At 62.6% G+C, this 25,254-nt stretch carries 19 protein-coding genes; 7 read left to right on the top strand and 12 right to left on the bottom strand.

Annotation, left to right across the window (positions count from 1 at the left end; genetic code table 11):
- The first annotated feature begins 1 nt into the window (after position 1).
- Entirely contained in the window at positions 2–742 is a 741-nt protein-coding gene (locus N8A98_RS12190; protein ID WP_262171627.1) for a FadR/GntR family transcriptional regulator, read from the top strand.
- Positions 743–849: 107 nt separating this feature from the next.
- Here N8A98_RS12190 and N8A98_RS12185 read toward each other — a convergent pair whose 3' ends face one another.
- The 4 genes from N8A98_RS12185 to N8A98_RS12170 all read right to left on the bottom strand — a co-directional run bounded on the left by N8A98_RS12185 (position 850) and on the right by N8A98_RS12170 (position 5,126).
- On the bottom strand, positions 850–1,917 hold the full coding sequence (locus N8A98_RS12185; protein ID WP_262171625.1) for an ABC transporter ATP-binding protein: 1,068 nt from the start codon (positions 1,915–1,917) through the stop codon (positions 850–852).
- Between the two features lie 37 nt (positions 1,918–1,954).
- The gene (locus N8A98_RS12180) at positions 1,955–2,737 is read right to left on the bottom strand and encodes a carbohydrate ABC transporter permease (protein WP_390888836.1); all 783 of its coding nucleotides are present in this window, start codon (positions 2,735–2,737) and stop codon (positions 1,955–1,957) included.
- A gap of 82 nt (positions 2,738–2,819) precedes the next feature.
- On the bottom strand, positions 2,820–3,680 hold the full coding sequence (locus N8A98_RS12175) for a carbohydrate ABC transporter permease (RefSeq protein ID WP_113121205.1): 861 nt from the start codon (positions 3,678–3,680) through the stop codon (positions 2,820–2,822).
- 150 nt (positions 3,681–3,830) lie between these two features.
- Positions 3,831–5,126, bottom strand: coding sequence for an extracellular solute-binding protein (locus N8A98_RS12170; RefSeq protein ID WP_113121204.1), 1,296 nt, complete (start codon positions 5,124–5,126; stop codon positions 3,831–3,833).
- Between the two features lie 209 nt (positions 5,127–5,335).
- Here N8A98_RS12170 and N8A98_RS12165 point away from each other — a divergent pair, with 209 nt between their 5' ends.
- From N8A98_RS12165 to N8A98_RS12155, 3 genes are read left to right on the top strand one after another with little or no spacing between them, the layout of a single operon-like run.
- Positions 5,336–6,577, top strand: a complete 1,242-nt coding sequence (locus tag N8A98_RS12165; protein ID WP_262171623.1) for an ROK family transcriptional regulator — start codon at positions 5,336–5,338, stop codon at positions 6,575–6,577.
- Entirely contained in the window at positions 6,577–7,674 is a 1,098-nt protein-coding gene (locus tag N8A98_RS12160) for a Gfo/Idh/MocA family protein (RefSeq protein WP_262171964.1), read from the top strand. Before N8A98_RS12165 ends, N8A98_RS12160 begins: the two co-directional genes overlap by 1 nt.
- A gap of 21 nt (positions 7,675–7,695) precedes the next feature.
- A complete protein-coding gene (locus N8A98_RS12155; RefSeq protein ID WP_262171621.1) occupies positions 7,696–8,337 on the top strand; it encodes a ThuA domain-containing protein in 642 nt (213 codons plus the stop codon).
- 282 nt (positions 8,338–8,619) lie between these two features.
- Here N8A98_RS12155 and N8A98_RS12150 read toward each other — a convergent pair whose 3' ends face one another.
- A complete protein-coding gene (locus N8A98_RS12150; RefSeq protein WP_262171620.1) occupies positions 8,620–9,477 on the bottom strand; it encodes an SDR family oxidoreductase in 858 nt (285 codons plus the stop codon).
- A gap of 119 nt (positions 9,478–9,596) precedes the next feature.
- Between N8A98_RS12150 and N8A98_RS12145 the strand changes: the two genes are divergently transcribed.
- Complete coding sequence (locus tag N8A98_RS12145; protein WP_262171618.1) at positions 9,597–10,487, top strand: LysR family transcriptional regulator; 891 nt, start codon at positions 9,597–9,599, stop codon at positions 10,485–10,487.
- A 302-nt stretch (positions 10,488–10,789) separates the two neighbouring features.
- Here N8A98_RS12145 and N8A98_RS12140 read toward each other — a convergent pair whose 3' ends face one another.
- The 5 genes from N8A98_RS12140 to N8A98_RS12120 form a co-directional block, all read right to left on the bottom strand.
- Positions 10,790–11,671: a carbohydrate ABC transporter permease gene (locus N8A98_RS12140; RefSeq protein ID WP_262171617.1), complete on the bottom strand. Its 882-nt coding sequence runs from the start codon at positions 11,669–11,671 to the stop codon at positions 10,790–10,792.
- The gene (locus tag N8A98_RS12135; RefSeq protein ID WP_262171616.1) at positions 11,668–12,549 is read right to left on the bottom strand and encodes a carbohydrate ABC transporter permease; all 882 of its coding nucleotides are present in this window, start codon (positions 12,547–12,549) and stop codon (positions 11,668–11,670) included. Before N8A98_RS12135 ends, N8A98_RS12140 begins: the two co-directional genes overlap by 4 nt.
- A gap of 225 nt (positions 12,550–12,774) precedes the next feature.
- Positions 12,775–14,049 (bottom strand): type 2 periplasmic-binding domain-containing protein, encoded by a 1,275-nt coding sequence (locus N8A98_RS12130; protein ID WP_262171615.1) that lies wholly within the window; start codon positions 14,047–14,049, stop codon positions 12,775–12,777.
- Positions 14,050–14,140: 91 nt separating this feature from the next.
- Positions 14,141–15,226, bottom strand: coding sequence for an ABC transporter ATP-binding protein (locus N8A98_RS12125; protein ID WP_262171614.1), 1,086 nt, complete (start codon positions 15,224–15,226; stop codon positions 14,141–14,143).
- A gap of 210 nt (positions 15,227–15,436) precedes the next feature.
- Complete coding sequence (locus tag N8A98_RS12120) at positions 15,437–18,214, bottom strand: glycoside hydrolase family 2 protein (protein WP_262171613.1); 2,778 nt, start codon at positions 18,212–18,214, stop codon at positions 15,437–15,439.
- 157 nt (positions 18,215–18,371) lie between these two features.
- Here N8A98_RS12120 and N8A98_RS12115 point away from each other — a divergent pair, with 157 nt between their 5' ends.
- Complete coding sequence (locus N8A98_RS12115) at positions 18,372–19,394, top strand: LacI family DNA-binding transcriptional regulator (RefSeq protein ID WP_262171612.1); 1,023 nt, start codon at positions 18,372–18,374, stop codon at positions 19,392–19,394.
- Between the two features lie 352 nt (positions 19,395–19,746).
- Here the strand turns inward: N8A98_RS12115 and N8A98_RS12110 are convergent, their stop codons facing one another.
- Both N8A98_RS12110 and N8A98_RS12105 read right to left on the bottom strand, forming a co-directional pair.
- The gene (locus tag N8A98_RS12110) at positions 19,747–20,832 is read right to left on the bottom strand and encodes a LacI family DNA-binding transcriptional regulator (protein WP_262171611.1); all 1,086 of its coding nucleotides are present in this window, start codon (positions 20,830–20,832) and stop codon (positions 19,747–19,749) included.
- A 121-nt stretch (positions 20,833–20,953) separates the two neighbouring features.
- Entirely contained in the window at positions 20,954–22,804 is a 1,851-nt protein-coding gene (locus N8A98_RS12105) for an ABC transporter ATP-binding protein (RefSeq protein ID WP_262171610.1), read from the bottom strand.
- Between the two features lie 406 nt (positions 22,805–23,210).
- On the opposite strand from N8A98_RS12105, the gene N8A98_RS12100 reads away from it, so the two are divergent.
- Positions 23,211–25,223: a methyl-accepting chemotaxis protein gene (locus N8A98_RS12100; protein ID WP_262171609.1), complete on the top strand. Its 2,013-nt coding sequence runs from the start codon at positions 23,211–23,213 to the stop codon at positions 25,221–25,223.
- The last annotated feature ends 31 nt before the right edge of the window (positions 25,224–25,254 follow it).

Raw genomic sequence — 25,254 nt, 5'->3', positions numbered from 1 at the left:
CATGATCGAGCCAGGCAGCCTTATTCGCTCGCTTTCCGGGCGATCCGCTGCACGGAATTTCCACACCTTCGTCATCAACGAAATCGGCCATGGCATTGTCACGGGCAAGTTCCCCGTTGGCTCGATCCTGGCCAGCGATGCGGTGATGATGGAAACCTATGGCGTGTCGCGCACCGTTTTGCGCGAGGCCCTCAAGACGCTCGAAGCCAAGGGCCTGGTGGAGGCGCGGCCCAAGGTCGGCACCAAAGTCTCCCCCGCCAGCCGCTGGAGCTTTTTCGATCCGCAGGTGCTGTTCTGGCATTTCGAGGCCAAGCCCGACCGCCGCTTCTACGAAAGCCTGTTCGATGTACGCGAAGCGCTGGAAAGCCGCGCCGCCGAACTCGCGAGCCACCGCCGCACGGCCGATGAAATCCGCATCCTCAAATATTGGGCCCACCAGATGGACATCGCCGAAGATGGCGTTGAACCCCATCTGCTCGCCGCCCTCGAGATCCACCGCGCCATTGCCGAAAGCTCCGGCAATGCCCTGCTCCGCTCGGTCACTGGTGTGGTCGAACTGACCATGGTGCTATCAGCCAAATTCGCCCCGCCGGCCGATCTCCGCCAGCGCCATGCCGACTATGTCGCCCAGCACGAAGCCCTTGTAAGCGCCATGGAACGCGGCGACGGCGACGCCGCCGTGCAGCTGATGCAATCCATCATCACCCGCGACAAGCAGCAGACCATGGCAGTGTTCGGCTAAGCGGGCCCCTGCGCGACCCTGGCTCTCCCTCCACCCACCGTGTCATTCCGGCGCAGGCCGGAATCCATGCTGAAGATCATCCCGGCGCTGGATGGCTGGATGGCTCCTCAATTCTCGCTCACCCGCTCCCCGCTCGCCGCATCGAACACATAAACATGGTGCGGCGCCGCACGCACCGTCAGCGCGCCATCGAGCGCAATATCGTCCTCCCCGCTGATCACCACGGTCACGGCCTTGCCATGCACATCCAGCGTCACAAAGGTCTGCCCGCCGGTCGGCTCGACAAAGCTGATCTGCCCGGTAACCGCCGTTCCCTCGCCTGCCACCAGCAAATGCTCGGGCCGCACGCCGACCACCACCGCCTGCCCCTCGGCCAGCTGCTGGCCCGGGGTAAACACGAAATCCGTGCCATCCTCGGTCCGCGCCACCCCGCCCTGCATCTTGGCATCGACAAAATTCATCGCCGGCGAACCGATAAACCCGGCCACGAACAGATTGGCCGGCCGCCTATACAGCTCCATCGGCGAGCCCGATTGCTGGATCACGCCCCGGTTGAGCACCACGACCCGATCCGCCAGCGTCATCGCCTCCACCTGGTCATGCGTCACATAGATCGAAGTCACCCCCACCTTCTTGTGCAGCGTCTTGATCTCGCCGCGCATCTGCACCCGCAACTTGGCATCCAAATTCGACAGTGGCTCATCGAACAAAAACACCGACGGGTCCCGCACAATGGCCCGGCCCATGGCCACGCGCTGGCGCTGCCCGCCCGACAGCTGGCTCGGCTTGCGCTCCAGCAAAGGCTCCAGCTCCAGCATCCGCGCCGCCTGGATCACCCGCCGCTCGATTTCGGCCTTGGGCTTGCCCGCTAGTTCCAGGTTAAAGCTCAGATTGCGATAGACGCTCATATGCGGATAAAGCGCGTAGCTCTGGAACACCATGGCGATATTGCGCTCGCGTGGCGTCAGGTCGTTGACCACCTTGTCCCCGATCAGGATATCGCCCGCGGTGATTTCCTCCAGCCCCGCCACCATGCGCAAAATGGTCGATTTCCCGCAGCCCGAAGGCCCCACCAGGGCGACGAACTCCCCGTCCGCGACCGTGAGATTAATGTCCTCGATCACCGAGACCGAGCCATAGCTCTTTTCGAGATTCCGTAGTTCCAGTCCCGCCATTCATGCCTCCTCTACAGCGCCGATTGCTCGTCGCCCTTTATTTGACTGCGCCAGCGGTAAGGCCGGCAATGATGTGCTTCTGCGCCGCAAAGAACACGATGACGGTGGGCAGGATGGTGAGCGTGATGAAGGCCAGGATCAGCTGCCAATCGGTGCTGAATTCCCCGCGATAGACCATGATGCCCAGCGGCCAGGGATATTTGCTCTCCGAATTGAGCATGATCAGCGGCAGGATATAGCTGTTCCAGCTGCCCACGAACGAGATGATGCCCACCGTGGCGATGATCGGCCGGCTCAGCGGCAGCGAGATATGCCAGAAGAACCGCAGATAACCCGCCCCATCGACAAACGCCGCGTCGAACAGCTCGGGCGGCAGGTTCTTGAAGTAATTGCGGAACAGCAGAATGCTCATGCCCAGCCCGAATGCCACCTGCGGCAGCACCACGCCCCAATAGGTATCGAGCAGGCCCAGGTCGCGGATGCGGATGAACAGCGGCAGGATGGCCGTCGCCGCCGGAAACATCAGCCCGATCAGGAAATAATTGAGCAGGAAATCCGAACCGAAGAATTTGACATGGGCAAAGGTAAAGGCCGCCATGGAAGCGAACAGCAGCGTCAGGAACACGGTCAGCCCCGCAATCAGCAGGGAATTGCCCATCTGCATCCAATAGCGCTGGCTGGCGAGGATATTACCGTAATTGCTCCATTGCCATTCAGCCGGCAGCCCGAACGGATTGCCGCGCAATTCGCCCAGCGTCTTGAACCCGCCCAGCGCCGTGGTCAGCAGGGGAATGATGACAATGCCGGCAATGATCAGCATGGACACATAGAGATAGGTCTGCGTGCCGGCGCTCAATCGCCTGCCGCTGCTGGCGGCCGTTGCCGCATCAATTGGTGCTGCTTCAGTCATTTCGCATGAATATCCGCTTGTAGCCGAAGGCGAGGGTGACGCAGATGATGAACAGCACGACGCCAACGGCGGAGCCGAACCCGACCTGCATGCGCATCACGCCGAAGGAATAAAGGAAGGTCACCAGCGTTTGCGTGGCGTTCGAGGGTCCCCCGCCCGTCAGCGGCATGATCATGTCGAACAATTGCAGCGAGCCCACCACGGCAAAGAATACCGAGAGCCGCACCGTCGAGCCCAGCAGCGGCAAGGTCACCCGGTAGAATTTCTGCCAGCCGGTCGCCCCATCGATATCGGCCGCTTCCAGCACGCTCTTGTCAATGGCCTGCAACCCGGCGATGAACAGCATCATGTGGAAGCCGAAATATTTCCACACGATGACGCCGAGCACGGCATAAAACGCCACCTGCTTGTCGGCCAGCCAGAACGGCGGCGCCGCCCCGAAGAAATTCCAGATGCCGGCCACCAGGCCAAATTCGCCGTCATAGACAAAGCGCCAGATCATGCCCGCCGCCACATCGGCCAGCACATAGGGCAGGAAAAACAGCAGCCGGAACGCCAGCGCGCCCTTGATATTGCGCGACACCATGGTCGCCAGCCACAGCGCCAACGGGATCTGCACGCAGATCGAGATGACGATGATCAGTCCATTATTGATCAGCGCGGTGCGGAACGCCCCATTGCGGAAGATCAGCTCGTAATTCTTGGTGCCGATCCACTGGCTGGGCAGGCCATAGCCATTCCAGTTGTAGAACGAATACCAGGCCGCCTCGCCCATGGGTAGGATGACGAACACCGTGAACAGCAGCAGCGCCGGCGGCAGGAACAGCACCAGCACCGGCCATTTGCCGCGCATCTGCCCGCGCCGCCGTCGCGCCACACTGGGCACCCTGGCCGCCGCCCGGCCGTCTGCTGATAGGGAAGTCGCTTGGCTCATCCGAAATCGAGGCTCCTGGTTCGCCAGAAAGAAAACCGCCGCCCCGCGTGAGCGAGGCGGCGGCGGCGCTTACATCTCAAGCGAGAAGGCGTCTTCGATCTGCTGCAGTGCGTCTTCCGGCGAGATCTGGCCGGAGACCAGTTCCACCGACATGTCATTGACCACGCGGCCGACATTGGGCCCCAGGTCCTGATCGAGGAAATTCTGGTGCCAGGTGGCCTTGGCCATCTGCGCCGCGCTTTCGGCCAGCGAGGGGTCCTTCACCCCGACATCGGCGCCCAGCGTGGTGGGCAGGATATTGTTGAATTCCGCCAGCTTGGCCGCATTGTCCTTGCTGGTGAAATATTTGAGGAAATCCTCGGTCTCGGGGGGTGCATTGGCCGTTACCACCCAGCCATTGAGGCCACCGAAATCATCGGTGATCACCCCGGCCCCGCCCTCGACCAGCGGAAACGCGAAGCGCCCGATAGCGTCCTCGGCCAGCCCCTTGCCATCCGTTGCGGCATTGGCCTGGTTCTGCGGCGTCGCGGTATTTTCAAAGCTCAGGATGATGGCAGCGCGCCCATCGGCAAACACCGCCTGGGTATCGGGCCAGGTTGCGCCCAGATAGCCTTCCTGGAATGGAGACAGCGCCCCCAGGTCAACCAGATGCTGGCTCGCCTTGACGAACGCCTCCCCGGTAAAGCCCTCGCCGCCCTTGGCCGCGGCAAAACCGTCCTGGCCCGCTTCGCGCATGGCCAGGTAGCTCCAGTAGAAATGCAGCGGCCACTTGTCCCCGCCACCGCCGGCAATCGGGGTAATGCCGGCTTCCTTGAGCTTGCTCACCGCCGCCAGGAAATCATCCCAGGTGGCGATGGCGCTGGCGTCGACGCCCGCCTTTTCGAACAAGGCCTTGTTGTAGAAGAACGACACCAGGCCCGACTGGATCGGGGCGGCCCACACCTTGCCGTCAATGCTCAGCCCATCCACCGCCGCCGGGGAAATCGAATTGCGCCAGGCCCCGCCGTCGGCATCCATGGCCGCGGTCACGTCGCGGATCGCGCCGGTTTCCGACTGCGCCTTCAGCACGCCACCACCCCAGGTATAGAACATGGAGGGCGCGTCATTGGATTGCAGCAGCGTCGGCAGCTTGGCCTTGAACGCCTCGTTTTCGAGGAACTGGAATTCGATTTTGACATCGGGATGCTCGGCCTCATAGGCCGCCGCAATGTCCTGCCAGGTCTTGAGCCGGTCCGCATTGGCTTCCAGATGCAGCCATTTGATGGTGCTCTGCGCATAGCCAGCGGTGACACCGCCGAACAGCGTCACAGCGCTGACGGCAAGCAGAAGCGTATCCCGCCAAGGGCGGGCAAAGCCGTGATTCATGGTGATCCTCCCAGATCCGGACATATTTGTCCTTGATGCGTATTAAATAGCGCCCGCCTGTTTCCATCTGTCAAGAGGGTGTGCAAAACGCCCGCCAAAAGCGCCATGTTTCAGCGCTTTGCGCTTGCTTTGCCCACCTTGCCATGCCTAGAAAGGCAAAACTTAATTCGCGTCACGTAGAAATGAACGCGTGAGGAGCCTCCCCGTCTGTGAAGACCGCCGATCCCGAATTGATGCGGGCGATCAATCGCTTTCACGTGCTCGATACCATCAGGCGGTTCGGCGCGATTTCGCGTGTCGAGATCGGCGAACGCATCCAGCTTTCGGCCACGACCGTCTCGGCCATCACCGCCTCGCTCCTCGATGACGGGCTGATTTCCACCCGCCACGAAGGCGATTTGCGCAGCGGCGGCAGCCGTGGCCGGCCACGCGTCATGCTGACCCTCAATCCTGAAGCCGCCCGCGTCGTCGGCGCCAAGATCGCAACCAATCGCCTGGTTTTCACCGTCACCAATTTCCAGGGCGACGTGCTCGCCAATCTGACGCTCCCGGTGCGGGTCGATCGCCTGCCGGTCGATGTCATCGCCGATCTCGTCGAAGATGGCGTGCGCCGCTGCGTGCTCGATGCCGGCCTGGCGCTGGACCAGATCAAGACCGTCGCCCTCTCCCTGCCCGGCATTGTCGAACACGGCACCGGCCGCGTCCGCGCCTCCAGTATTTTCCGCGACACCAATGTGCCGCTCAAGGAAGCCATCGTGCAGCGCCTGGGCATCGACACCATTGTCGAAAGCGACGCCAATGCCATCACCATGGCCGAACACTGGTTCGGTCGCTGCCGCGACTGCGACGATTTCGTCCTCGTCGCCATCGAGGAAAGCCTGGGCCTGGGCGTCATGCATGGCGGCCAGCTGTTCCGCGGCGCCCGCGAGCTCAGCCTCACTTTGGGCGATATGATCATGGGCTCCGACCCCGATCACGCGCTAAAGCTCTCCGAAGTCGCCAGCGAGCGCGCCATCCTCAATGGCGAGCATAACGACCCGCAAATTCGCGATGCCATCCGGCTGGGCCAGGGCATGAGCCGGGTGCGCGGGCTGATCGAGGCCGGCGATAACCGCCTCAAACACGCCGCTGGCCGCGCCGGCGCCGCACTCGGCATTGCCATCGCCAATCTGGTCGCCCTGTTCGCCCCGCCAAGGGTGATCCTCGTCGGCTCCACCCTGGCGCTGGGCGATCATCTGCTTGATCCCCTGCGCACCGCCTTTGCCCGCGCCACCCCGGAAAGCCTCGCCAATGTCGCCCAGATCGTCATCGACGAGGTCAGCGACGAGCTCTGGGCGCGCGGCGCGGCCGCCGTCGCGCTAGGCGAACTTTATGGCTCGCCTTGGGGCACGACAGGCCCGGCGCGCCGCAGCTACACTGATTTTTCAAATGCCGGAACGAGGAGTGAATGATGGACAAGGTCGGTATTGGCATTATCGGACTGGGCAATATTTCCGCCGCCTATCTCAAGGCGAGCAAGGATTTCCTGGTGCTCGATATCCGCGCCGTAGCGGATATGAACCCCGCCGCCGCCAAGGCGCGCGCCGATGAATTCGGCCTCAAGGCCGTCGATCTCGACGCGATCTTCACCGATCCCTCTATCGACATCATCCTCAATCTCACCATCCCCAAGGCCCATGTCGAGGTCGGCCTGCGCGCCATCGAAGCGGGCAAGCATGTCTATTCGGAAAAGCCGCTCGGCATTGTCTTTGCCGAAGGCAAAAAGCTGGTCGAGGCCGCCAAGGCCAAAAACCTGCGCGTCGGCTCGGCCCCCGACACATTCCTGGGCGGCAGCCACCAGACCTCGCGCCGCCTCGTCGATGAAGGCGCCCTGGGCCAACTGGTCGGCGGCACCGCCTATTTCATGTGCCCCGGCCATGAGCGCTGGCACCCCAACCCCGCCTTCTATTACGAAGCCGGCGGCGGCCCCATGCTCGATATGGGCCCCTATTACATTACCGATCTGGTCAACCTGCTCGGCCCCGTCGCCAAGGTGTCCGGCTTCGGCACCAAGCTGCGCGACACCCGCACCATCACCTCCAAGGACCGCAATGGCGAGATCATCCCCGTCCATGTCCCCACCCATGTCTCGGGCACTTTGGTGTTCCACAATGGCGCCGTGGTGCAGGTGACGATGAGCTTTGACGTCGCCGGCCACAAGCATGTGCCGCTCGAAATCTACGGCACCGAAGCCTCGCTCATCGTGCCCGATCCCAACCATTTCGGCGGCCAGATCCAGCTGCTCGAAAAGGGCGGCGAATGGACCGATATCGCCACCGACATGCCCTATGCCGAAGGCAATTATCGCTCGATCGGCCTCGCCGATATGGCCCACGCCATTCTCGAGGGGCGCCCCCATCGCTGCAATGGCGACCTGGCTTTGCATGTGCTCGAAGTCATGGAGGCCTTTGAAACCTCCTCCATGAGTGGCCGCGTCATCGACATCACCACGCCAGCCGAGCGGCCCGCCCAATTGGGCAGCTCGCTCGTCAACGGCAAACTGGCCTGATCGAATTCAAGGAGGAATGGAATGCGTGAAGCACTGATCGTTTGGGGTGGCTGGAGCGGGCATGAGCCCGAACAATGCGCCGCCATCATCCGCACCATGCTCGAGGAAGACGGCTTCAAGGTCTATGTCGAGAACACGACCGAAGCCTTTGCCGATCCCTCCATCCGCGATCTCAGCCTGATCGTGCCGATCTTCACCATGAGCAAGATCGAAAAGGAAGAGCTGTCAAACCTCACCGCCGCTGTCGAAGGCGGGGTGGGTCTGGCCGGCTATCACGGCGGCATGGGCGATGCCTTCCGCGATGCGGTCGATTACCAATTCATGGTCGGCGGCCAATGGGTGGCTCACCCCGGCAATATCATCGACTACCGGGTCAATATCACCCGCCCCGATGATCCGGTGATGGCCGGGATCGAGAGCTTTCCCTACCATTCCGAGCAATATTACATGCATGTCGACCCCTCCAACGAGGTGCTGGCAACCACCACCTTCACCGGCGAACACGCCGCCTGGATCGATGGCGTCACCATGCCGGTCGTCTGGAAGCGCAAACACGGCCAGGGCCGCGTCTTCTATTCCTCGCTCGGCCACGTCGCGAGCGAATTCGCCGTCCCCCAAATGAACACCATCCTCCGCCGCGGCATGAACTGGGCCGCGCGGTAAAGCTGGTAATCAGCTCTGAAGGTGCCTCACCCATCGTGTCATTCCGGCGCAGGCCGGAATCCATGCTGAAGGCCATCCCCGCGCTGGATGCACGTGAGGCGTGGGACTACACCCAAAACACGCGGCTCCTGCCCTCCCTCCCCCTTGAGGGGAGGGCTCAGCTTTTCGCTCGCGAAAAGCGGGGGGTGGGGGTCGTCTGATTTGCGCAAGACCCGGCGGACCCCCTCCCTCAATCCCTCCCCTCAAGGGGGAGGGAGGCCGATCGTGCTTCCCCAAGCCCCCCTACCGCAATCGATCCGCATAATCCCCCAAGAACACCTCAAAGCTCCGGGCCTTCTTGCCCGTCACCCTCTCGACATCCCCGCTGATCCCCGCCGCCTCGCCGCGATCGTAATGGGCATAATCCTCGATCAGCCCATCGGTCTGCCATTCCGGAAACTGGTAGCTCAGCATGATCTGGCGCATCTGCTCGGGCGCCAGCTGCACATGCTCGATCCGCCGCCCGATGGCCCGCCCGATCTGGTCGGCCAGCTCGGCATGGCTCAGCGCCTCTGGCCCCGTCAGGTCATAGCTCTTGTTGTCATGCTCCGTCCCGGTCAGCGCCGCGACCGCCACTTCGGCCAGGTCACGCACATCCACCAGGCTCACCGGCGCTTCCCCGATCGGCGCAAAGATGCGGCCCTGCTGCCGGATCGGCTCGCGGAAGGCCAGCATTTCCTGCATGAACAGGTTCGCCCGCAGGAAGGTATAGGTCATGCCACTGGCCTTGATCGCCGCCTCCACCACCGCGTGATAGCGCAGGAACCGCACCGGCGAAGCCACATCGGCATGCACCTGCGAGAATTTGACGATATGGCGCACACCCGCCGCCTTGGCCGCCGCAACAAAATCCAATTGCTGGGACTCGGCCCGCTCGGACGATTTGGTCAGCAGGAACGCCGTCTCCACCCCCGCCAGCGCCGCCGCCACCGAGGCGGCATCGTCCAGGTCGCCCATAACCGGGATAATATGGCTGAGCCCGGCCAGCTTTTCTGCCGCTTCAGGTGAGCGAACCAAAGCCTTGGCCGAAACGCCCTTTTGGTCGAGCAGCTTGGCAACTTCAAATCCGACAGTGCCGGTCGCGCCAGTGAGCAGGATCATTTTTTCTCTCCTTGAATGGTGCCGTGGAGCTACCCAGCCCCGCATCGGCCCACCCAATATCGCCCCTCCGGTCCCTGCAATAAATTGACAATACGTGCCACCCAGCTCATACAAAATATATGAGCATACCAACTGACTGGGAACGACAGCGCGCCTTCCTCGCCGTGCTGCGCGAGGGCAGCCTGTCCGGAGCCGCCCGCGCGCTCAATCTGGCGCAACCCACCATCCGCCGTCGCATTGAGGATTTGGAGCGCGACCATGGCGTGGCGCTGTTCACCCGCGCCTCCAGCGGGCTCATCCCCACCGCCATTGCCCTCGAACTGGCCGGCCATGTCGAGGCCATGGCCAATGCCGCCGCCGCCTTTGCCCGCACCGCCTCGGCCGAAGCCGGCTCCGCCTCAGGCATTGTGCGCATCACCGCCAGCGAGGTGGTCGCAGTCGAAGTGCTCCCGCCGATCCTCGCGCAATTGCGCGAGGCCCATCCAGGCCTCGTGATCGAACTGGGCCTCAACAATCGCAGCGAAGACCTGCTCGGCCGCCAGGCCGATATCGCCGTGCGCATGACCCGTCCGCTGCAGGAAGCCCTGCTCGCCAAACGCATCGGCACCATCCGGCTGGGCATGCACGCGCGGCGCGATTATCTCGACCGCCACGGCATCCCCGCCACCATGAAGGATTTAGCGCGCTTCGCCCTGATCGGCTTTGAAACCGATCCCGTTGGCATCGCCGCCTATCGCGACCAGGGCGTCACCCTGCAAAGCGAGGATTTCGCCTTTCGCTGCAATAGCGATATCGGCCAATTGGCCGCCATCCGCGCCGGCATCGGCATCGGCATCTGCCACACGGGCCTGGGCAAACGCGATCCCAACCTGGTCCACGTCCTCCCCGACGCCTTCGGCATGGATCTGCAAACCTGGGTCGTTACCCACGAAGACCTGCGCCACGTCGAACGCATCCGCCTAACCTTCGACGCCCTGGTCCAAGGCCTGCAAGACTACGCTGCGACTTAAACGCGTGCCTCCGACCCACCCCACCCACCGTGTCATCCCGGCGGAGGCCGGGATCCATGCTGAAGGTCATCGACACCGCAATGTGGAGAGATGTGTCCCAGCCCCGCCCCCGCTCTCCCTCGGGTTCGACCCGAGAAACCCAACCGTTCTCGGCCATCGAGGACGGGTTGATATTCAGCTCAGGCCGAGGCGAAAATGGTGGTTTTCGAGAACCGGAGCGCAGCGTACATCAGTACGTGAGCACCGGAAGCGCAGAACACCGCCATTTGCAGCCCGGCCTCAGCTGAATAGCGACCGGTCCGCTAGCCCTTGACCCCAGCCGACAGCATGATCGCCTGCGTCACCCGCCGCTGGAAGATCAGGTACACAATCGCCACCGGCAGCCCCGCCGCCACCGCCGAAGCCATCTGCTTGCCATAGATAATGCCATAGGCGTCCTTGACCTGGGTAATGCCCACCGGCACCGTCATCGTCGCCTCCCCGGTCGCCGCCAGGAATGGCCACAGAAAGCTGTTCCACGCCCCGATAAAGGTGATGATGGCCAGGGCCGCCGTCACCCCCCAGTTCATCGGCAGGTAGATGCGGAACAGGATTTTGAAATGCCCGGCGCTATCCATCTGCGCCGCCTCGCGGAACTCCTTGGGCACCGAGTCGAAGAACTGCTTGTAGACGATGATCACCACCGGCACGATCAGCTGCGGCAGGATGATGCCGGCCCAGCTATTGAGCAGCTTGAACTGCGCCATCAGCACGAAATGGTTCACGATCAGCGCCTGCATCGGCACCATGAAACAGGCCAGGATCAGCACATAGATCACCCGCCGCCCCGGGAAATCGAGCTGGCTCAGCGCATAGGCGCAGCCGGCCGAACTGACGATCACCAGGGCCGTGATGATCAGCGAGGTCACCATGGAATTGACGTACCAGATGGCGATATTGGTGTTGTTCCAGATATGGATATAGCTGTCGAAGCTGAACCGGCTGGGCCACAGGCTATTGCTGCCCGAAATCACCTCGCCATCCGGCTTTACCGAAGTGATGATCGCCCAATAGATCGGGAAAAACGCCGCCAGCGCCGCAGCGAAGGTGATGATCGTCAGGATCAGCCCGCCAATATCGATGGCGCGGTCGCGGCCGCCTGGTGCGCTGGCCTCGGCCACTCGGGGAAGAGCCTCGACACTCATTTCTGGCCTCGCGCGCGCAGCAATTGATATTGCAGGACACTCAGGATGATGATCATCCCGAATAGCAGCATGGCCGCCGTCGCCGCCTCCCCGCCCTTGTTCTGCTGGAAGGCCAGCTTGTAGACATATTGCACCAGCACAATCGTGGCATCCTGCCGCCCGCCGATCGAGAACAGATAGACCTGGTCGAAAATCTTGAGCTGGGCGATGAGCTGAATGGTCAGCACCAAAGCCGTCACCGGCCAGATCAGCGGCCAGGTGATGCGGGTGAATTGCCGCCACCGCCCGGCGCTATCAAGCGCCGCCGCCTCGTAGATTTCCGGCGAAATATTGCGCAGGCCGGCAATGAACAGCAGCACATTAAAGCCCAATGTCCACCAGATGGTGACGAAAGCCACTGTCGGCATGAACAGCGGAATGGTGCGCGTCAGCGAAATCGGCTGGCCGCCATTGAACAGCCGCACCCCATATTGCACCAACCCATATTGCACATCGATGATCCAGTTCCATGCCAGAAACACCACCGAGACGGGCAGGATATAGGGCAGGAAGAAGCAGGCCAGCACAAAGCCCTGTTGCCACCCCTTGAGCCGATTGACCGCCAGCGCAATGGCGAGGCTGATCAGCGTATTGGGAATCACCGTCAGCAAAACGAAATAGGCGGTATTCCAGAACGCTGAATGAAACAGCTTATGGCTGAGGATTTTAACGTAATTGTCCCACCCCACCCATTCCCCCGGCCCGATCAGCGGCGCCTTGGTAAAACTGAGCAGCGCCATCTGAATGGTCGGCCACACGAACAACGCGCCATAGATCAGCACGAACGGCCCCACCAGAATGAAGGCTGTGAGATATTCCTGGCGTTTATCCCTGAGCATGGCGGTCTCCTCCCGCTTGCAGTAACCGAGACTTTTCACTCAACGGGGAGAGTCCCGATCCAATCCCCTCCCCCTTGAGGGGAGGGCTCAGCTTTTCGCTAGCGAAAAGCGGGGGTGGGGGTGCTGCGGCCTCAACAAACTCAATGCCTGTTGAGAGTTCAGCACCCCCACCCTCAATCCCTCCCCTCAAGGGGGAGGGAGGCGAAAGCCCTGCGCCCGTGGTTCCTACAACTGCCCGTTCAGATCATCCCGCATCTGCGCGGCGGCATCGGCCGGTTCGAGATCGCCCGTGGTGGCCGGATTGATGTAATTGGTCCACGCATCGCCCAGCGGCGCGGCAGGACCGGCCAGGATCGTGCGCGGATCGAACACCGCCGTATCGGCAAAGCCGGCATAGTCCGATTGCGGCTTCAGCGCCTTGAATTCGGCACTGTCGCGCACCGCATTATAGGCCGGGATATGGCCAGCGCCGGCCCAGTCGAGCGAGTGCTGATCCATCCAGGCGATGACCTTCATCACCGCTTCCCGCTTGGCCGGATCGGCTTCCTTGCCGGCATTGGCCGGAATGACGAAGGCATGCGAGTCAGACCAGGCGGCCTTGTTCTCGAACAGCGTCGGCAGTTCCACCGCACCCCATTCGAACAATTCTCCCTTGGCATGCAGATCGACAAAGGTGGGAACTTCCCAATTGCCCATGATGAAGAAGGGGGCTTGTCCCGAGGTGAACAGCGCCAGCGCCGCCGGGCTTTCCACCTGCACCGGCGTATAGCCCTTGTCCACCCAGCCCTTGACCACTTCGATCGCATTGGTCAGCTTGGTCAGGTCCTCGTCAGTCGGGAAGAACCCGCCCGCCGCTTCGTCGAACATGGTGCCGCCCTGCTGGCCGAACAGGCTATAGATGGTGCGATAGCGGTCGCCCGTTGGCGTCGAAATGCCATACTTGCCCTCGCCGGTAAATTTGGCGAGCACGGCATCGAAATTCTCGAGCCCATCGAGCCCGGTCGGCAGCCCATTCGCGTCGAGCATGCCGGCTTCCCCCAGCATGTCCTTATTATAGTAGAGAATGAGGCCATGCTGGTCGAACGGCACGGCATAGCGGGTGCCATCGACCTTGCCGGCGTCCGACGCCGCCGCGGTGAAGTCGCCATCGGCAATGCCGGCGCCCGCCATATCCTCGTCGGTGATTTCGCTCAGCGTGCCGCTATCGACCGCCAGCGGAATGCGGCTGAGGTGATAGGTGGCGATATCGGGCCCCTCCCCGATCGCCGCCGAGGTCTGCAGCTTGGTATAGAACGGCGTCCCCCATTCCAGCGTCGTGCCCTGGATCTGGATTTCCCCCTGATGCTCGGCGTTGAAGCCGTCGATCAGCGCCTTCATCCGAATGCCGTCGCCCCCGGCGAGAAAATCCCACCAGACCACGTTCTGTTGCGCCATGGCACCGGTTGCCAGGGCCATGAAAGCGCTCGAAACCAGCGCCAACCGTCTCAGTGATTTCAGCATGATTCACTCCTCCCGAAATGGATGCCCAATGTCTCCTCCTATCGGCAGCCCGGCGCATTGAGCGCTCACCCGGCCGCCGTTATGCGAAAAATTAGTTGGCGTGATAGGCTCTCCCATCCGCGCCAAAAATATGCGTCGCCGCCCCATCCGCCCGCAGCGATACGTCCATGCCCGGCTCCAGCGCGCTGTTGCCGGCATCCTCGGCCACCACCAGCGCGCCATCGCCCAGCCGCACATGCACCAGCGTCCGGTCACCCAGCCGCTCGACGATATCGATCGTGCCCGCGAGGCTCCCCGAACCATCCGCCGCCACCCGCAAGGCATCCGGCCGCACGCCCAGCGTCAGCCCCTCCGCCCCCGGCAGCGCGCCAAACGCAATGCCCGTGTCGATCACCGAACCGCCCGCACTCACCGCCGCCTTGCCGCCCTTGTCGGCAATTCCCGTCACGGCCAAAAAGTTCATCGACGGTGAACCGACAAACGCCGCGACAAAGCGCGATGCCGGCCGCGAATAGACCTCCATCGGCGTGCCGATCTGCTCGATCCTACGGTTGTTCATCACCACGATCCGGCTCGCCAGCGTCATGGCCTCGGTCTGGTCATGGGTGACGAAAATCATCGTCGCCTTGATGCGGTTATGCAGCTGCGCCAGCTCCACCCGGGTCCGCACCCGCAGCCCCGCATCGAGGTTCGACAGCGGCTCATCGAGCAAAAATGCTTCGGGCTCCCGCACGATGGCCCGGCCGATCGCCACGCGCTGCCGCTGCCCGCCCGAAAGCTGCGCCGGCCGCCGCTCCAGCAGCGGCACGATTTCGAGCATCCGCGCCGCATCCTCCACCCGGCGGGTGATTTCCGCCTTGTCGGTGCCGATATTCTGCAGCCCGAAGCTCATATTGGCGCGCACCGTCATATGCGGATAAAGCGCATAATTCTGGAACACCATGGCCACGCCGCGCTGGTTGGGCGGCAATTGGTCGACCCGGCGGTCCCCGATATGGATCTCCCCTTCATTGACCGCCTCAAGCCCGGCAATCATGCGCAGCAGCGTCGATTTCCCGCAGCCCGAAGGCCCCAGAAACACGATGAACTCGCCCGATTTGATGTGCATCGACACCTTCTCGAGCACGCTCACCGCGCCATAGGACTTGCTGACCTCGTTCAGCACGATATCGGCCATATCATTCCTCCTCTTGTGGCTGGCGCGGCATATTTGCCGTCTTCCAACCCGCACCGGTTTCCCGGCTCTTCGTTCCCCTCCCCCTTGAGGGGAGGGGTTAGGGGTGGGGGTGCTGCGACCTCCAAACGCTCGGCGCTGCCGGAAATCTCAGCACCCCCACCCTCGATCCCTCCCCTCAAGGGGGAGGGAGGCGAAAGCCCTAGCTCTCACTCACCCAAAAACCCCACGATCCACCTGCAATTCCACCGCCGTCTGCACCACCGCATCGAACAAGGCCGCCGCCACCGGATCGGCGCCCGGCGCTTCCCGCGTCAGCCGGAATGTGGTGGCCACCACCCCGCCGCGCCCCACGCGCTTTTCCCCGATAATGGCCGCGGGCTTATGCACCCAGCCCACCACCATGCCGGCATGCACGTTGGAGCCATATTCCCAGGGCCGGAACCCGGTCAGCAGGTGATGCGGCACCACATCCGAAAAGCTCAGATCAAAGATTGGCCCGCCCGGAATATTGGCAAACGGACCATCGCGCCGCACCCAGGAAAAGCCCGCAATCCAGTCGCCCCGCCAGATCGTGCCATCGCGTTCGACCAGGCTAATCCCCGGCAAATGCTGATCGAGACTCGGTCGGAACTTGCGTCCATCCGCCACGATGCTGCGATGCGGCAGCTCGCCATCAGGCATATCCGTGCGCAGGTTATTGTTGGTCTTGACCGTGCCATCGGCCAGGATCACATAGCGCGCGCCTGCCTTGATGGCTTCCACGTCCTCGCCATCCACCGCGTGGCACAGCACGACATCGGCCTCACCCGCCGGCACCACGCGATAGCCCAGCCCCTTGGCGTAATCCGCCAGCTTTGCATCAGCCGCCGCAATGCTGGGCAACTCGCTCGTCCCGCGCGCCGCATAAAGGGCGATATCGCAGGAATTGCGCGCCAGCTCTTGCCCGCCCGCCTCCAGCACGAAATCGATCCGCACCATCTGGTTTGCCGTGGCCGCCGGCATGGCCAGCTGCGCCTCGATAGCAAATGTCGAAACCGCCCCCGTCGCCCCCACCGACAGCTCGCCACTCACCGCCCCGCTCCAGCGCAACACCGCGCCCTCGGGAATGCTCAGCCCACCGGTCGCCACCTTGATGGCAAAGCGCAAATGCTCTCCGGCATAGGCCGAATACCGCGCCGGCCGCGGCACGATGACGATATCGGTATTGATCGTGGCAAACACATCGTGGAACACGCGCGGATTGCGCTCGATATCGAGCAGGCCATTGGCCTCCCAATGCACATCGGTGAATTCGGTGATGACATAGCCCATGATCGAGGCATGCTCGCGCATGGTCTCGATTTCGTAGCGCAGGTTCATGAACTGATACCATTGCACCGCCTCGATGAACCCGTCGAACGAGCCAAAGGTACGGTCCAGATCCAGCGCCCCAAAGCGCTCCTCGATGCCATGCGGCAGCGCCACGCCATCGCCCCACAGCGAACCGGTCTCGAACCAGTCCGGCTCGCTTCCGTCCTTGCGACGCAGCTTCTTTGGGTCAGGCAGCCCCCAGACGCCGAACTCGGAGACGATGAGTGGCTCGTCGCCCCGTCGTTCGGCGTCGCCCAGGGAGGAGAAGGTCCAGTCGGCGCCGGCGGCAAACTGGGCGGTGATGTCGTCCCATTCCTGCCGCCGCTCGGGCACCGAGCGGTAATAGTGGTAGTCGTTGATATCGGTCTTGACGTGGAAATTGGGGAAGCAGGCCGAATTGTCGACCACCAGCCGCGTCGTGTCCTTGGCCTTCAGCCAGTCATAAGTGTCTTTCACCCATTGGCGATGCTCGGCATTTTCGAGCATGCGCGTGCCCCAATCCTCATTGATGATCGTCCAGGCGACGATCGAAGGATGATTGCGGTCGCGTTCAAGGATGCCCTCCATGGTGGCGCGCATCCGCGCTGCCGCCTTGGCGGTGAAATTGGCCACATTGGGAATTTCGGTCCAGATCAACAACCCGAAGCGGTCCGCCACGTCATAATAGCGCGGGTCCGGCACCTTGATATGGCAGCGCAGCAGGTTGAGCCCGAGATGCTTGGCCTTCTTCGCCTGGTCCTCGAGGAATTCCAGCGACGGCGGCGTATAGATGCCGTCGGGATAATAGTCCTGGTCCAGCGCCCCGCGCATATAAAGCGGCTCGCCATTCAGCAGCAGCTTGCCGTCCCGCGCCTCGATGCTGCGGAAACCGAAATTATGCGTCGCCGCATCGGCATCCCCCAGTTCCACCGTCAGCGCATAAAGATTGGGGCTGTCCGGCGACCACAGCTTTGGATCAGCCACCAACAGCTTGGCGGTAACAGCCTCGCCCGCCGCCACTTCGGTTTCCGCCACCACGGCGCCATCGGCATCCTCGACAACAACCCGAACCGGCAGTCCCGTAGCCGCCGCCGCAAAGCCGAGATCGACACTGACCGCGCCATCAATGCCCGCTGATATCGCCACGCTCTGCACATGCCGCGCATCCCGCGCTTCCAGCGACACCGACTGCCATAGCCCGCCAATCCGGCCATACCAGCTGATCTTGCCATGCGGCACTTCGCCAAAAGGAAAATCGGGATAGGCCCGCTGATCCGCCGAAGGCATGGTCACCCGCACCTCGACCTCGTTCTGCGCCTTCAGCAACTTGCCCGGCAGCACGATTTCGAACGGCAGAAACGCCCCTTCATGGCTGCCGACCGGCGTGCCATTGAGCAGCACTTCGCAGAAATAGCTCACCGCCCCGAATTTCAGCGCCAGCTCGCCCGCGCCCCAGCCTTCGGGCAGCGTGAAACTGCGTTTGTAGACGGCCCGGCCGCTCGTATCGACCAGGTCGGAAAATTCGGCCTGCCACGGCGAAGGCACATGCGCCTCCCGCCATGGCCCGTCCTCATGCCGGAACTGCCAGACCCCGTCCAGCGACAGGCTGCGGCGTGCCGCCGGTCGTGTTTGCTCGGCTCTGGCTTGAGCGCGTTCCATCCTCATCCCTCGAAGTATTAGTTATATTATTATCACCTTATGACCCTTCCGCGGTGCTGGCAAGGGGGCACGATTTGCGAGTCTCAACGCTAACAGTCCGTGCACGAATTCGGCTAAAAGGCTGCTCAATGCCGTTGTGATTTGAGGGGCCGAAATCTTGGAAAAGCGCGCGACCATGGTGGATGTGGCCGAATTGGCCGGCGTGTCGCAGGCCACCGTGTCCCTGGTCCTCAACGGCGTCACCAATGCCCGCATCTCCAAGCTTACCCGCCGCCGCGTGCTCGATGCCGCCGAAACGCTGGGCTATCGCCGCGGCAAGGCCCATCCGGTGCCCGAGGGTCGCCAGCGTGTCATCGGCCTCATCATCGACGAAGTTTCCACCACCCCCTTCGCCCCGCCCTTCATTGTCGGCGCCCGCGACGAAGCCGCTCTGCAGGATGTCACCGTCGCCACCTTCTGCACCCGCTCCGATCCGGCCTTGGAACAGGCCGCCATCGATCTGCTGGTGTCGCAGAAAACCATCGGCATTCTCTATGCTTCGTTGATCACCCGGCAGGTCAGCGTGCCCGACAGGTTCGGGGAATTGCCCCTGGTCCTGCTCAATTGTTACGAGCGCAAATTGCGCTATCCCTCGGTGGTCCCGGGCGATCTGGTGGGCGGCTTCACGGCGGCCGAAGCCCTGCTCAAGGCAGGCCATCGCCGCATCGCGCACCTGGCCGGCGAAACCATTCTCGAGGCCTCGGTCGATCGCGAAAAAGGCTTCCGCCAGGCCATGGACAAATGGGGCATTCCGCCCCAGGACCAGTTGGTCACCCTGGGCGGCTGGACCATCCGCGCCGGCCGCGAACGGGCCCTGGAACTGCTCTCCCAGCCCAATCCGCCCACCGCCATTTTCTGCTTCAACGACCGCATGGCCATCGGCTGCTACGAAGCCGCCCGCACCCTGGGCATGCGTGTCCCTCAGGACCTCTCCATCATCGGCTTCGACGATGAAGACCTCTCCGCCTATCTCGATCCGCGCCTCTCCACCATGGTCCTCCCCCACGACGAAATGGCCCGCTGGGCCGTCGGCCAATTGCTCGACGGCTACCAGGCCGCCGACCAGGACGAGCGCCTGCAAAAGATCAAGATCGAATGCGAATTCATCGAACGAGAATCCATCGCTCCCCCAAGGGGTTAGCGTTCTCCCACGGTGTCATTCCCGCGAAAGCGGGAACCTCCGTTTACGTCACCTGCCGTTATCTCGGGCCTGGCGACCAACCACCACCAACCATCATGCCCTCAGTCGGGATCACCCCTCCCCCTTGTGGGGAGGGAAGCGAGATAGGACTTAGCGTGAGCTAAGTCCGTGATCGAGCAGGGTGGGGGTGTGCTTCCGCAAACACGAACCTTCGTGGCTCCCATCACCCCACCCCCTCCCTCCCCATCAAGGGGAGGGTGAACCCAGAGGGTGGGCAAGATTGCGCAGCACGCAGCCACAAACGCGATGCGGCACCCTCCCCTCAAGGGGAAGGTGGCGGGCCGGTGGCTCCCTACCCCTTCGGCCCCGCCACCGAATCCCGTTCCACCAGCGGACATTCCAGCTTGGTCAGCGGATACCGCCCGGCCGCCTGCCCCGCCAGCTCGTCGATCTGCTCGACAATCCACTGCCCCATCGCCCGATGCGGCAGGATGGACGTGGTCAGCCGCGGATGCAGATGCCGCGAGATTTCTTCGTCGTCATAGCCGATCACCGACATGTCCCGCGGAATGTCGAGCCCGGCTTCCTTCAGCGCCTCGTAGCATCCGATGGCCGTGCGATCGTTCTGGCAAAAAATCGCCGTCGGCGGCTCGGCCAAGGCCAGCAATTGCCGCGTCGCCGCATAGCCCGCGCTGGCCGACCAATCGCCCTCCACCACCAGCGCCCCATCGAACGGAATATCGGCCGTCGCCAGCGCCCGCCGATAGCCCTTGAGCCGGTCCTGCGCCGCCTCCATCCAGATTTCCCCGGTAATGGTGGCGATGCGTCTATGCCCATGCTCGATCAGGTGCCGTGTGCTGCGCTGCCCGCCCGCAATCTCGCTGGGCACCACCGCAGGATGGGACTGGCCCTCGGTATAGCAATTGAGCAAAAACACCGGGATATCGAGCCCCAGCAGCGCCGGATTGAGCTCCACCTCGCGGGTGAAAATCGTCATATAGACCAGCGCGGAGACACCCTGCTCGACAAAGGCCTGCACCAGCCCCGCCTCGGTCTCGGCATCATTAAAACTCTGCGACACGAGCACCATATCGCCCCTGGCCCGCGCTGCCGTGCTCACACCCTCAATGGCAATCGCCGCCTCGGGGCTGGTCGCCAATTGATCGGCAATGAACCCGATCCTTCGCCCGCCACCAACCGCCCGCGCCTGCCGCCCATTGCCCCCCGCCGCATAACCCAGCCGCCGCGCCGCATCGAACACCCGCTCCCGCGTCTCGGCCGACAATTTTATCCCCGGTGCATGATTGAGGACGAATGATACCGTAGCCTGCGAACACCCCGCTTCGCGCGCCACATCGGTCATGGTCACCCGCCGCGACTGCCCCCGCCGCGCCCGACCCGCGCCGGCAACACTCCCATCATCGGTTTGCCTTGTCATACAAGTTGGCCCCAGACCCCTGCTCGTCGCTAATACTATCAATAAATATTATCAAGTATAAGCACTTTTCGCCCGCACCGCTATAGACCGGCCCGCACCCAAAGGCGCGGGCCGGATCGCGCTAGATGCTGGCCTGCACCTTATGCAGCCCGGCATAGAGCCCATCAGCCGCCATCAGCGCCTCATGCGTCCCCTCTTCGCCAATGCCATCTTCGGTCAGCACCAGGATACGGTCGGCATTGCGCACCGTGGACAGGCGATGGGCGATGACGATCGTGGTCCGCCCCCTTGTGAGCTCGAGCAAAGCCTGCTGCACCGCCCGCTCGCTCTCATTGTCGAGCGCACTGGTGGCCTCGTCAAAGATCAGCACCGCCGGATTCTTGAGGAATGCCCGTGCGATAGTCAGCCGCTGCTTCTGCCCACCCGAGAGCTTGACCCCGCGCTGCCCGATATCGGTGTCATAGCCCTGCGGCAGCGCCGCAATGAAATCATGCGCATTGGCCGCCTTGGCCGCCGCCACGATTTCCTCGACCGATGCATCGGGCCGCCCATAACGCAGATTGTCGGTCACCGTGCCGCTGAACAGGTAGATATCCTGCTGCACCACCCCCACATTGCGCCGCAGCGAGGCCATGGTGACATCCCGCACATCCTTGCCATCGATCAGGATCGCCCCGCCGCTCACCTCATAAAACCGCGGAATCAAAGCACAAAGCGTACTTTTCCCCACGCCGGACGGGCCGACCAAAGCCACGAATTCCCCCGGCGCAATGTCGAGCGACAGCTTGCTCAGCACATGCGGCCCGCTCTCCTCATAGCGGAAACTGACATCGCGGAACGCGATGGCCCCGACCACATGGTCGAGTTCCGCCGCCCCAGGCCGGTCCTCGATATCGGGCGCAACGTCCAATATCTCCATGGCCCGCACGAAGCCGGTATAACCTTCCTGCCAAAGCCGCACGAAATTGGCCAGTCGCTGCACCGGATCGACCAAAACCGCCACGCAGAGCAGGAAAGTCAGCATGTCGGCCACGCCCAGCCCTGCCGTGAGTACCCGCACGGCCCCCACTACGATGACCAGCACGGTCACCAATTGCGCGAAGGTTTCGGTGCCGGCGGAGAAATAGGCCTCGCTGCGATACCCCTCCCGGCGGCTGTCCAGAAACCGCTGGTTTTCTGCCTCGAAGCGCCTCGATTCCATCGTCTCATTGGCGAAGGACTGCACCACCCTGATACCACTCAAGGCATCCTCCACCCGCTCATTGACCGACGCGATCCGCTCCTTGCTCTGCCGCAGGGCAATATTCATGCGGCGATTGAAATAGAGCGCATAGAGCACCGCCAACGGCGTCAATGCCGCGATCAGCCCCGCCAACACCGGATCGATGAAGAACAGGATGACCATGGCGCCGCCGAATTTGAGCAGCGCAATGGAAATATCCTCTGGCCCATGGTGGAACAGCTCGCCCAGCCACAGCGAGTCATTGGTGATCCGGCTCATCAATTGCCCGACGCGTTGCCGGTCATAGAAGCTGAAGGACAGCTTCTGGCAATGCTCGAACAATTCCTTGCGCACCGACGCCTCGATCTTGGCGCCCATCATGTGGCCCTGATAATCGACGAAAAAGATCGCCAGCACCTGCACGGCTAGCACCCCGAGCATCAAGCCGCCCATCGCATAGATCTGCCCGATCGCCTCGGGCACCTTGGGCAATTCGATCAGCTGTTTAGTGACGTAATTGGCGCACAGCGGCAGGAACAATGCCGTCGCCGCGACCAAGAGGGCGCAGACGAGATCAGCCGCCAGCAGCGGCAGATGCGGCTTGTAATAGGAGAGAAATTTCCGCGCACGCGCAAAACTGTCGCCCCCGCTGCTGTGCGGTTGCGGCAAAAACCCGGCGAAGAAGTGTTTTAGAGAATGGCTACGGCGTGGCTGTGCATGCGCCCTCACCCGTGGAAATCGGATCTGCATAAAGCTTCATGTCCTGTTGAACTTTTCCTTTCTGATTGGACATGGCGGCTTTCATTTCGCTCTCCTGATACGGGCTTTGATAGCAGCGCGACTATGACCCGATCCGCTGGTGGGGACAAGGGCACGGCCCGCGATTGTGCGACAATTTTACTCAGGCTGTTTGAGCACGAGGTCGAATTTTTCGAGCGCTCACAGAGCCCTAGACCCATCCGGCTTGTCAGTAAATTAACCTAAGGGCGGCATGTTTTGCCTGAACGACATGACCCATCCAGCCAGAACGGCTGATGCTCTGCCAGGAGGCCACTGCCTTGATCGCATTCGCGCGCGCCGCGCCTTAGCCGGATTTCCCACCCGGCTCCTGAAGCCGATCGCTTCCCTCTTCGATTCCCATCAGAGTACACATTTCATGCTCAAGATCGTGACTGGCAGCATTGCGCGCCGGATGTCCGCGCTGCTGCTCCTGTTCGTCGTCGGCTTTGCCGGCCTGACCGCCTATCAGCTGACCAATATTCACAACAATCTCATCGATCTCAAAAAGGCCGAGATCAAGAGCGTCATCGAAACTGCGGTGACCATGCTCGGCAATTACGATGCGCGCGTGCAGGCCGGCGAAATGACGCTGGAAGCAGCTCAGACCGAAGCCAAGGCCATGCTGCATGCCATCAATTATTCAGGCGATGACTATGTGTTCGCGGTGACCCATGACTATGTCATGATCGTCAATGCCAACCCGGCTGTGGTCGACACCAATATGCGCGACCGCACCGACACCAATGGCAAGCGCTTCATCGAAGAATATACCGATGGCGCCCGCACCCAGGGTTCGATCTTCACCACCTTCATGTTCTCGGGCGCCAATCCCGATGCGCCGGCCATCGAAAAGCTGACCTATGTGCAGAATTTCGCGCCCTGGTCCTGGGCCATCGGCACGGGCGTGCTGCAGACCGATATCGACGCCATCTACCAGGAAAATGCGCTGAGCAGCGCGCTGATCGCCCTCGGTGTCATCGCCGTTCTGGTGCTGGCCGGCTGGCTCATCGTGCGTAGCCTGACCAAGCCGATCACCGCGCTCAATGGCCAGATGGCCGAACTGGCCGATGGCAAGTTCGACATCACCATCCAGGGCACCGACCGGGCCGACGAAATCGGCGCCATGGCCCGGGCCGTGGACGTGTTCCGCGACAATGGCGAGAAGATCGCCCACATGACGCAGGCCGAAGCCGCTCGCATCATTCGCGACGAGGAAACCCGCAAGGAAATGATGACCGAGCTGCAAAGCGCCTTCGGCTCGGTGGTCGATGCCGCCGCCGAAGGCGATTTCTCCCAGCGCGTCACTGCCGATTTCCCCGATCCCGAACTCAATGCCCTGGCCAGCAGCGTCAATAGCCTGGTCAAGACCGTCGATACTGGCCTGGCCGAAACCAGCCAGGTGCTCTCCGCCCTCGCCAATGCCGACCTGACCAAGCGGGTCGAAGGCCTCTATGAAGGCGCCTTCGGCCGCCTCAAGGACGACACCAATGCTGTTGCGATCAAGTTCTCCGACATTGTCGGGCGGCTGCGCGACACTTCCGGTCAACTCAAGCTCGCGACCGGGGAAATCCTCTCTGGCGCCAACGATCTCTCCGAGCGCACCACCAAGCAGGCGGCGACCATCGAGGAAACCTCGGCCGCCATGGAACAGCTGGCCGCCACGGTCACGCAGAACTCGACCCGCGCCAAATCCGCCAGCGACAATGCCATCGCTTCGACCCGCTCGGCCGAAGAAGGCGGCGTGGTGATGGCTGAAGCCACCCAGGCCATGGAACGCATCGCGACCTCCTCGTCGAAAATCTCCAACATTATCGGCATGATCGACGACATCGCCTTCCAGACCAATTTGCTGGCCCTCAACGCCTCGGTGGAAGCGGCCCGGGCCGGTGAAGCCGGCAAGGGCTTTGCCGTGGTTGCCGTCGAAGTGCGGCGCCTGGCCCAGTCCTCCGCCCAGGCCTCGACCGAGGTCAAGGCGCTGATCGAGCAATCAGCACTCGAAGTGCGTGGCGGCACCAAGCTCGTGGCCGATGCGGCTGCCAAGCTCGATGAAATGCTGGACGGCGTGCGCGCCAATTCCGAACTGCTCGAAGGCATTGCCCGCGACAGCTCGGAACAGGCCAGCGCTATCCAGGAAGTGGGCGTTGCCGTCCGCCAGATGGACGAGATGACCCAGCACAACGCCGCCCTGGTCGAGGAAATCAATGCCTCGATCGAGCAGACCGAGGGCCAGGCCATCCAGCTCGACAGCATTGTCGAGATCTTCTCGGTGCATCAGGCGCCGGCCGAGCCCATCCGCCACGCCGCCCCGCCCCGCCGCAAGGCTGCGCCGACGGCCTATCGCTCCCAGGGCAATGCCGCGATCAAGATGGACGATTGGGAAAGCTTCTGATCTGTCCCTAGACTGAACCAGAAAGGCCCTT

Source organism: Devosia neptuniae, assembly GCF_025452235.1.
Taxonomy (GTDB): domain Bacteria; phylum Pseudomonadota; class Alphaproteobacteria; order Rhizobiales; family Devosiaceae; genus Devosia.
Note: the sequence above shows the minus strand (reverse complement) of the source record. Positions and strands in the feature narration are given on the sequence as shown.